Source organism: Saccharopolyspora rectivirgula DSM 43747 (genome assembly GCF_000497205.1).
GTDB classification, from domain to species: Bacteria; Actinomycetota; Actinomycetes; order Mycobacteriales; family Pseudonocardiaceae; genus Saccharopolyspora; species Saccharopolyspora rectivirgula.
Genome location: NZ_AYJW01000098.1, coordinates 1 through 8,646, shown reverse-complemented (window position 1 = coordinate 8,646; position 8,646 = coordinate 1). Strand labels below are relative to the sequence as shown.

Below are 8,646 nucleotides of genomic sequence, written 5' to 3'. Positions count from 1 at the left end.
CTCAGTAGACGCCTTCAACGCCTCCTCCACACGACCTTGTTGAGCAAGGGCGATGGCGAGATCCGCAGTCCATCCCGCAGTTTCCACAGAATCAGCTTCAGGGGACAACGATTGACGTATGCGCTGTACAACGGCGAGTTGGGTGGCGCTGAGCGCCACGGTCGGATAGGGAATCTTGGTGTGGATTTCGCGAAGCGCTTCGTCGGAAACAGGTGCCTCGTGAATTGCGGTTGCGAGACGATCACCCAGATTGGGGCTGGTTTGGAGAGTGACGGTGATCGCAGCCGCGGCGAATTCAGCCAGGTTGTTGTGCAAGAGCTCGTCCAATAGCCCCCCTGCTTTGTCGTGGTGAGCGCAGCCGCGGGCGAGCACCGTGAGCGCCTGGACCTTCCGGGCTTCCGACAAGTCGATGAAGCAGGTTTTACTCAGCTCTTTGTATTTGACGAGCTGGTTCACGACATGGCGCTCGGCCAGCAGATCGGGCTGCAACAGATCCACAGCACCGGTGGTTGTTGGGTAGAGCTGCTGCAGCCACCGCACCAACTTCCCAAGCTTCTCGGCATCAGCATCGGCCAGGTCGGGGATGCGGCGAAGGATGTCGCGAAGCGCGGCCTCAGTGTTGGTTCGGGAGCCAGCCTGCCTGGACGCCCCAATGGCAGCTCCGGCTCGTGGGCGGGCTCGCGCTCGGATTCATGAACGGTGTAACCGCGCCAGCATGGCAACTTGCTATGGTCCAAATGCTCTGGTTGCTACGCGGCCAGCGAGTGCGGTTCCTTCTGCTGCTTCAGACAGCCCTCCACAATGGAGTACTTCGACAAGCTGGCGTGATTTTGCAGTTCCGCCATGCTGCTTTACAAGACTTTCTTCGGGACCACCGCAAGCCGGACAGCTTCTTGGTGATATCGAGACAGAACCCCGGCTAGATCAAACCGACCCTAGTGCTTTGAACATGCCCCAGGCTGTCAGGCTTGGTGCTATTGTTCATGCACCACGCCGGTGTTGACAGCTGCTGAACAACGAGTAAAGGCCTGATCACTCGGAAACCCGAAGAACAGTACCTCAACACCGCGACGTGAACTGCTGGCACGACACACCAGGGCAATATGGAAAGAACCACGTCGCCACAACCCACGCCCTCCGCACACCGGGTCCGTCGCCGCTGGTTGCGGATGGGTTTGCTGGTGGCTTTCACCCCGATCTGCGTCGGGCAGTTGATCGTCGGTGTGGTCTACCACTGGGCGTTCCTCCCCGCTGGTGCGCTTTGGGCCGCCGCTTTGGGTTGTGTGCTCCGCGTGGAAATCATCGATCGACGCGTCCGCGGAACCAACCAGGTCAATCCGCGTCAGCAACTCGCCATGGTGGGTTGGCTGCTGCTCGCCATCGTGCTGATCTTCGCCAGCGCTGGAGTGGTGAGCACGGCGTTCAGCTGACCACGCCGTCCATCCATGGGGAGGCAGGGGCTCCCGGAACCGCTGTGCGCCCCAGGACCACGAGCTCTTGCCGCGAATCAGTGCTCACGGTCGTATCTTGGAACGCTTCGCTCAGCGCCGTCCCAGGAACGGGTAGTTGTCGTGTCGAACGTGGAGGAAGCAGGCCTCGCGGGCAACGGTGATGAGAAGCTGCGGAAGGCGACTGTCGGCGATCGCAAATTGCACAACGACACCATTTCCCTTGTCGACTACACCCCGGAGTGGTCTCGGCTCTTCCAGCGCGAAGCCGACCGGGTCAAGGCCCGTGCTGGGCGATATCGCGTTGCGGGCCGAACATGTCGGTTCCACTGCGGTGCCGGGGATGCCGGCGAAACCGATCATCGACATGGTCCCGGTCGTGCGGAATTCGTCCGATGAGGAGTCGTACGTGCCCGCGCTGGAAGCAGCCGGCTACGTGTTGCAGATCCGGGAACCGGACTGGTGCGAACACCGCCTAGGGAAGGGCCCGGCCATCGGCATCAATCTGCACGTCTTGAGCGAGGGCGAGCCCGAGATCGACCGGATGCTGGTTTCCGCGACCAGTTGCGGACCAACGATGATGGCCGCGAACTCTACGCGCAGACCAAGCGCGAACTGGCACAGCAGGTTTGGCGGCACGTGCAGGAGGACTACGCCAACGCCAGGACCGCGGTAGTGCAGGAGAGCATGCAGCGTTCTCAGTGCAGCTGAGCGATACATGGATTCCCGATGTCGCATACATGAAGGCAAGATTCGGAAGATTCAGTCGCCCCAATCTCACCAGGAGATCTGCGCTCGCTCGGGTGTCGATCCCGGAGCACTACGGCCAAGTCGCGCAGCTGAAGCGGAGACCTGGACCATTGCCCTCACTCCTGGAAAACCCCGGTCATCGGTCGAGGTTTTCCAAGCACCGGGTGGTGTCCACCGGTGCCCGAATGCCGAAGATCCTCTCGCCTCAGTCGGGTGATGCGCCGGATTGGCGCCCGAACCGGTTGACCACGTAGAGCAGCGCCCACCCCAGCAGGAAAACCCCCAACAGAGCCCCGGCAAGCAGCCAGCTCCAGCCGAGGTCGTCGCGCAAGGCGAACACCAGGAACAGCAGGACCGTCAGCCCCAAGGCCCCCCAGAAGGCAGCTTGACCGGCACTGACTCGTCGAGCACCACGCACCATGCCCAGCCTTTCACCACTTGGGACCGAGCTGAACGATCAACCAGATGATGGCCCCCGGCCACCTCGCCCCTGATCTTGCGCGCCACCGGTTTGCTGATGAACGGCAGCACACCGGTGATGCAGCCCATGCACGCGTCCACGAGGAGGCCCTTGGCCTTGCCCAGCTCGCTGTTCTTGATGCAATTGCTGATCTGGCCGATCACCGCCCGGAGAGCGCCCCCCACACACACGCATCGAGCGGTGATCGGGAGAGCAGCTACAACCACCGCTGGCAAGGCCCTGGCCGAAGGGCCGTCGACTTCGGAGTGCGCCTGCGCCAGCCCGTCACGCAGCTCCTGCTCGCGCCGCAGGTATTCAGCGCGCAACGCCTCGTTGTGCGGGAACAAGTACTGGGCTGCTCGTTCCGGCGTGGCGTCCTTCGGCAACTCCCCCAGTCTGCTTTCCACAGCGGCAGCGTCGAATTCGCTCACGAACGCTTCACCCGCGAGACCTTCGTCCACAGTGGCTCTCATTCGCGTCCCCGGGAAAGCTCAAGATCAGCACATGCCCACACACACCGCGCCAGCCCGCTCAACCCCTGGGAAGCGAAATCGTTCATTCAAGACGCCAACGCAGAACATCTCACTCGATCGAGCGAGACGCTTCGTGTTACCGGTCCTGTCTCCAGAACCCCACCGAACACGCTTGCCGAATCGGCAGCCAAACCCAGTCCGGCCGCAGAGGTAACGCGGCGGTTCCCATTCACCTGCTGCTCCGCACTGGCGCAGACGCCACCCGTTGCAGGAGCAGCACTGGCAGCCGACAGAACGAGCGTTGGCGAGCGCGACGATTCCTCCGGCCAGAAGTCTTCCTCCTTGAGCTGCCATCGACCGTTCACGATCGCAGACCTCGCTAACGACCAATGGCATCAGCTGCTGTTCTCCGGAACAGTGATACGCAATACGAGAACCACCCGGTGCCAACACTGCTCGCACCGGAACAGGCTGGCCAAAAGGGTTTTACGCGCGCGAGCCCCGAGCAGTGACCGGGCCCGGTCAACGGCCAGCGGGCCTGACGAGGTCGTGCGGCGTCTGGGTGAGGAGCTCGCAGCCGTCGCGGGTGAGCAGCGCCGTGTCCGAAAGGGCGTACACCCCGGCCTCGGGGTCGAGGATCCAGGACTGGATGTGGAAGGTCATCCCCGCACGCAGGGCAGTCGAGTTGTCCGGGCGGAGGCTGGCGACCCGTCCCGCCATCCAGCTCGGCGGGAACCCCAAGCCGACCACGTAGCCGCAGTGGTGGCGGGTGTAGGCGTGGCCGAGCTCCGCCCCCACCGCTTCGCTCCACTCCCGGTACACGTCACCGGCGGCCCGCCCCGGGCGCATCGCGCGCTGGATGCTGGCCAGACCGATGCGGGAGATCTCATCTGCGCGTTCGGGGCGAGAACCCCGCGGCCGCACCGTGCGGCCGAGCGGGGCGTGGTAGCGAGCGCACGCACCGGACAGTTCGAGGAAGATGGTGTCCCCCTCGCTGAGGTGCCCGGGAACCCAGGCGACGTGCTCTTGGCGGATCTGCTCGGTGCTGCGCACCAGAGGAACGAACCCCGGGTAGTCGCTGCCGGCCGCCAGCATCGCGTGCTCGATCGCCCCCACGACCTGCCCGCCGGGGCTCTCGATCGAAGCAGCGGCCACCCCTGCCCGCATCCCGATGTCGGAAAGCCTGCCCGCCTGCCGGAGGCGGTTGATCTCGCGCTCGGAGCGGACCGCCTGCAACTCCGCCAGCAGTTGATCGCAATCGACCCAGCTCACCGGCCTGAGGCGCTCGTCCAGCCCGCGCCACACCGCCACCGGGAACGACAAGGACCCCGGCTGGTAGCCGACGCGCCGCTCCCCGCGGCCGAGTCCCGGCAGCACCTCGCGCACCAGTTCAGCCGGGTCGGTGCTGTCGCCGTAGCCGGCGAAGGCGCACGTGGAGGCCTGCGCCGCGGCCGTGGGCTCTTCCATTTCCCTGGCCACCAACGTCGCCGGTTCCCCGGCAGCGTCGACCACCAGTGCGATGAACACGAAGTGCCCCTGGTTCGCCAGGCCGCTCAGGTAGCTGATCTCCTCCGGGCCGGTGACCACCAGGGCCCGCAGGCCCTGCTCCTCCATCGCAGTCCTGAGCCTCGCCCGGCGCTGGGCGTACTCCTCGGCTGGGAAGACCGGCTCCACTGCTGTTCCCCTTCCGCCGGCGCTCGGGGCGATGCCCCACCGCTCGCACGGCCTGGCCCCGGTGCACCGCTAGTCGGTCGCACCAGCGGGTTCACCGCTGTTCTGGCCTCGCCGCTCGCACAACACCTGCATTGCCGCTGCCGGTGCGACCAAACGTGGACCGGCGAGCACGCGCGGGCGAGGTGGACATCGCCCCCGTCGACGCGGCGCACGATCTCGGTGCGCAGCCGGGCGTTCCCGCCGCACGCCAGCCCGAGGCACGAGGAGGCTGCGTGCTCCTCGGGCTGGCGGCACGGCCACGGCTGCGAGCTGGACCCGCGGTCACGCGAGGCTGCTCACCTGACGATCGGGGTGAACCCCGGGGCGCAGGGACGGCCGCCTCAGCATTCGATGACGTTGACGGCGAGACCTCCGCGGGCCGTCTCCTTGTACTTGACCTTCATGTCCTTGCCGGTCTCGCGCATCGTCTTGATGACCTTGTCCAGCGAGACGAAGTGGGTTCCGTTGCCGCGCAACGCTATTCGGGCCGCGGTGATCGCCTTGACCGAGGCGATCGCGTTGCGCTCGATGCACGGGATCTGCACCAGCCCGCCGATCGGATCGCAGGTGAGGCCGAGGTTGTGCTCCATGGCGATCTCCGCCGCGTTCTCCACCTGGCTCGGCGTGCCACCCAGCACTTCGGTCAACCCGGCCGCGGCCATCGAGCACGCCGACCCGACCTCGCCCTGGCACCCGACTTCGGCCCCGGAGATCGACGCGTTCTCCTTGAACAGCACCCCGATCGCCCCGGCCGCGAGCAGGAACCGCACCACGCCGTCCTCGTCGGCGCCCGGCACGAACCGGTGGTAGTAGTGCAGCACCGCGGGCACGATGCCGGCTGCCCCGTTGGTCGGGGCCGTCACCACCCGGCCGCCGGCGGCGTTCTCCTCGTTGACCGCGAGCGCGAACAGCGTGACCCATTCCATCGGGTCGTCCTGGTCGGTCAGCGAGGCCGCGAGGTCCGCTGCGCGGCGCCGCACCCGCAGCCCGCCGGGCAGCTCGCCGGTGCGCGAGCACCCGTTGTGCACGCACTCGCGCATGACCTGCCAGATGTGCAGCAGTCCCGCGCGCACGGCTTCCTCATCGCGCCACGACAGTTCGTTGGCGAGCATGACACCGCTGATCGGCAGTCCTGATTCGGCGGTGCGGGCCAGCAGTTCTTCACCGGTGCGAAACGGGTACTTCACCGGGGTCTCGTCCGGTTTGATCCGGTCGGTGCCGCTGGCGGTCTCGTCCACCACGAACCCACCGCCGACCGAGTAGTACTCCGCTGCGTCCACTTCGGCACCGTCGGCGTCGGTGGCGGTGAACCGCATCCCGTTGGGGTGCACGGGAAGCGATCGGCGGCGGCGCATCACCAGGTCCCGGTCCACGGCGAACTCGATCTCGTGCACGCCGTCGAGGCGCAGCCGGGAGGTCTCGCGGACCTCGGTCACGCGTCCTTCGACCGCTGCCGGGTCCACCAGTTCCGGGGCGTGGCCTTCCAGCCCCAGCAGGACCGCTTTCGGGCTGCCGTGGCCGTGCCCGGTCGCGCCCAAGGAGCCGAAGAGTTCCGCTTTGACGCGCGCGACGTCGGCCAGGCGCCCTGCGTCGCGAAGCCGCGTCACGAACATCTTCGCCGCGCGCATCGGGCCGACGGTGTGCGAGCTGGAGGGTCCGATGCCCACCGAGAACAGGTCGAACACGCTGATGGTCACAGAACGCCTCCTCCTGCTTCCGCTCCGCGTTCCGATGCCGCAGCGGAGAGCTGTTCACGGGAACAACGCGTGGAGAAGAGGCGCAGAATGCGGTGGCGCGGCTCGGTGGTCTCGCGCCAGAAGGGCACGGTTCGCGTGCTGGTGAGCATCGTTTTTGAACCCTCGCGTCTAGCTTTTGTGCCTGTGGGCACACCAGGACTTCGCAACGTGGTGGTTGCAGCTGCAATTTGACTGAAACGCGGTAATTCCGCAACCCCCTCGACGCCAAGACCCTCGCGCGCTTCCTCGCTGGTTTTCTGCTGTGCAGAACGGAAAACCGCACTCGCGGTGGTTCGATCAACTCGGTCATGGCTGCAGCGGTGGCCCCAGCAGTTCGATGTGGTAGTTCCTGGCGGTCCAGGCGAGTTCTTCCGGTTCCGGCGGCACGTGCTCAGCCGGTGGCGCGTCGAAACTGCTGGCCGGGACCCCACCGTGGAAACCACCCGGTACGTGCAGGACCGGGGAGCGCGCCTCGGGGTTCGTCACGACGAACGCGTGCGGCCACCGCCGGAGCAGCACGGCCACCGAGCCTTCCCCTGCGCTGCGGGCGACCCGTCGGCCTCCTCTGAAGTTCGCCTTCGAGGACGAAGAAGACCTCCTCTTCGACCTCGTGCCGGCGCAGAGGCGCCGTAGCCGCGCTCGGCCCGCTCGTCCAAGAGCACGAAGGCGCCGGCCGTGTCTGCGGTGCTGGCCCGGATGCGCACCAGGGCTCCCAGGAACCACACGGCCCGCTGCTCCCCGGTGGGCAAGGACTCCGGGCGGGGGCACGGTGCACGGCGTTCGTTCCGTCACCGCACAACCACAGGAGGCACGCTCCCCATCGGTCCTCGCCCGCCCTTCCGCACCGCGGGATCATCAGTGGTCCTCACCGTGGAGCTGCACCGAGTCCAATGTGCTCCGCAGGCCGACGTACTCGTCGCGGGTGAGCTTCGGCCCGCTGGCCGCGATCACGCGCTCGGCTTCCGCAGCACCGTCGGCGAGCAGGTCCACCACGCTCATGGCCATGAACTTGGCGGGGTTCACCGCGGCCAGCACGTGGTCGGCCACGAAGTACTGGCTGGAGTGGAAGGGAGCGTCGCACCCGCTGGCCGCCATCGGATGCGCCACCGGCATGATCTGCCCCAGGTCGCCGACGTCGGTGGAACCACCTGCGTGACCACCGTCCCTGAGCACCCGGTCCTCCCCCAGCACGGCGCGGCTGTTGCGGTCGACGACATCGACCAGTGGTTCGTCCGGGGTCAGCGGCAAGTACGCGGTGACCGTGGTGATCTCGACCTCGGCGCCCATGGCGATCGCACCGGCGCGCAGGGACCGGTCCACCTTGCGGGAGGCGTCCTGCATGGCCGCCACGGTGCGGGCCCGCACCATCATCTCCATCTCCGCGACATCCGGGATGACGCTGACGGCATCGCCGCCCTTGGTGATCAGTTGGCTGATGCGCACCATGTCGCTGTCCCGGAAGGTTTCCCGCTGGGCGTCGATCGCCGCGCTCGCGAGGTTCAGCGCCTTGGCCGCGTTGACCCCGGACCAGGGTTCGGCACCGGCGTGGGCGGCGCGCCCCCGGAACCGGACGCGCTTGATCAGCGCCCCGTTCATCGTGGTTCCGCTGATGGCCAGCGGCCCGTCGGCGCCCCCAGCGGTGTGGGTGGTGATGGCCATGTTGACGTCGTCGAACTCGCCCAGCCTGATCAGTTCGGCTTTGCCGAGCGGGAAGTCCAGTTCTCCGCGATCGCGCAGCTGCAGGCGCCAGTCCAACTCGATGCACTCCTCGGCGGGTGCGGCGAACAGGACCACGTCCCCGTCGAGTTCGTCCATGACGGGTTGCAGCCCCAGCCCGGCGCCGACCATCGAAGCGATCATCGCGTTGTGCCCGCAGGCGTGCGCGGCCCCGGTGCGCGGGTCGGCGTGCGGGTGGTCGGCGACCAGCAACGAGTCGAGTTCGCCGAGCACCGCGACCGTGCGGCGGGAGGTGCGCCCGCGCATCCGGGCTTTCACCCCGGTTCCCGCCAGTCCGGTGCGGTGCGGCAGGTTCATCGCCGCGAACTGCTCGGCGACCCGGCGGGCGG

General features: G+C 67.0%; 9 protein-coding genes and 1 pseudogene. 2 read left to right on the top strand and 8 right to left on the bottom strand.

What is annotated here, in order from left to right:
- Window positions 1–540, bottom strand: a 540-nt coding sequence (locus SREC43747_RS0118315; protein ID WP_029722831.1) for a hypothetical protein, incomplete at its 3' end; no start/stop codon positions are given.
- 629 nt (window positions 541–1,169) lie between these two features.
- Here SREC43747_RS0118315 and SREC43747_RS0118310 point away from each other — a divergent pair.
- On the top strand, window positions 1,170–1,430 hold the full coding sequence (locus SREC43747_RS0118310; protein WP_029722830.1) for a hypothetical protein: 261 nt from the start codon (window positions 1,170–1,172) through the stop codon (window positions 1,428–1,430).
- 111 nt (window positions 1,431–1,541) lie between these two features.
- Here the strand turns inward: SREC43747_RS0118310 and SREC43747_RS22085 are convergent, their stop codons facing one another.
- Complete coding sequence (locus tag SREC43747_RS22085; protein WP_236623269.1) at window positions 1,542–1,817, bottom strand: hypothetical protein; 276 nt, start codon at window positions 1,815–1,817, stop codon at window positions 1,542–1,544.
- Between SREC43747_RS22085 and SREC43747_RS22195 the strand changes: the two are divergent.
- Window positions 1,792–2,159: pseudogene (locus SREC43747_RS22195) on the top strand (GrpB family protein). The gene SREC43747_RS22085 and the pseudogene SREC43747_RS22195 sit on opposite strands and share 26 nt — an antisense overlap.
- Window positions 2,160–2,403: 244 nt before the next feature.
- Here SREC43747_RS22195 and SREC43747_RS21425 read toward each other — a convergent pair.
- The 6 genes from SREC43747_RS21425 to SREC43747_RS0118275 all read right to left on the bottom strand — a co-directional run.
- Window positions 2,404–2,565: a hypothetical protein gene (locus SREC43747_RS21425; protein WP_160173001.1), complete on the bottom strand. Its 162-nt coding sequence runs from the start codon at window positions 2,563–2,565 to the stop codon at window positions 2,404–2,406.
- On the bottom strand, window positions 2,556–3,065 hold the full coding sequence (locus tag SREC43747_RS0118295) for a hypothetical protein (protein WP_152528472.1): 510 nt from the start codon (window positions 3,063–3,065) through the stop codon (window positions 2,556–2,558). Before SREC43747_RS0118295 ends, SREC43747_RS21425 begins: the two co-directional genes overlap by 10 nt.
- 588 nt (window positions 3,066–3,653) lie before the next feature.
- Window positions 3,654–4,805, bottom strand: a complete 1,152-nt coding sequence (locus SREC43747_RS0118290; protein WP_152528471.1) for a M24 family metallopeptidase — start codon at window positions 4,803–4,805, stop codon at window positions 3,654–3,656.
- Window positions 4,806–5,185: 380 nt separating this feature from the next.
- Window positions 5,186–6,541, bottom strand: coding sequence for an L-serine ammonia-lyase (locus tag SREC43747_RS0118285; RefSeq protein WP_029722827.1), 1,356 nt, complete (start codon window positions 6,539–6,541; stop codon window positions 5,186–5,188).
- A 345-nt stretch (window positions 6,542–6,886) separates the two neighbouring features.
- A complete protein-coding gene (locus SREC43747_RS22070) occupies window positions 6,887–7,105 on the bottom strand; it encodes a hypothetical protein (RefSeq protein WP_236623267.1) in 219 nt (72 codons plus the stop codon).
- A 330-nt stretch (window positions 7,106–7,435) separates the two neighbouring features.
- Window positions 7,436–8,646 (bottom strand): amidohydrolase (locus tag SREC43747_RS0118275; protein WP_029722826.1); only part of this gene is annotated, 1,211 nt, incomplete at its 5' end.

Bases quoted from the DNA above. Each gene is read 5' to 3' on its own strand.
- SREC43747_RS0118310 (WP_029722830.1), top strand. From the start codon at position 1,170: ATGGGTTTGCTGGTGGCTTTCACCCCGATCTGCGTCGGGCAGTTGATC.
- SREC43747_RS22085 (WP_236623269.1), bottom strand. From the start codon at position 1,817: ATGTCGATGATCGGTTTCGCCGGCATCCCCGGCACCGCAGTGGAACCG.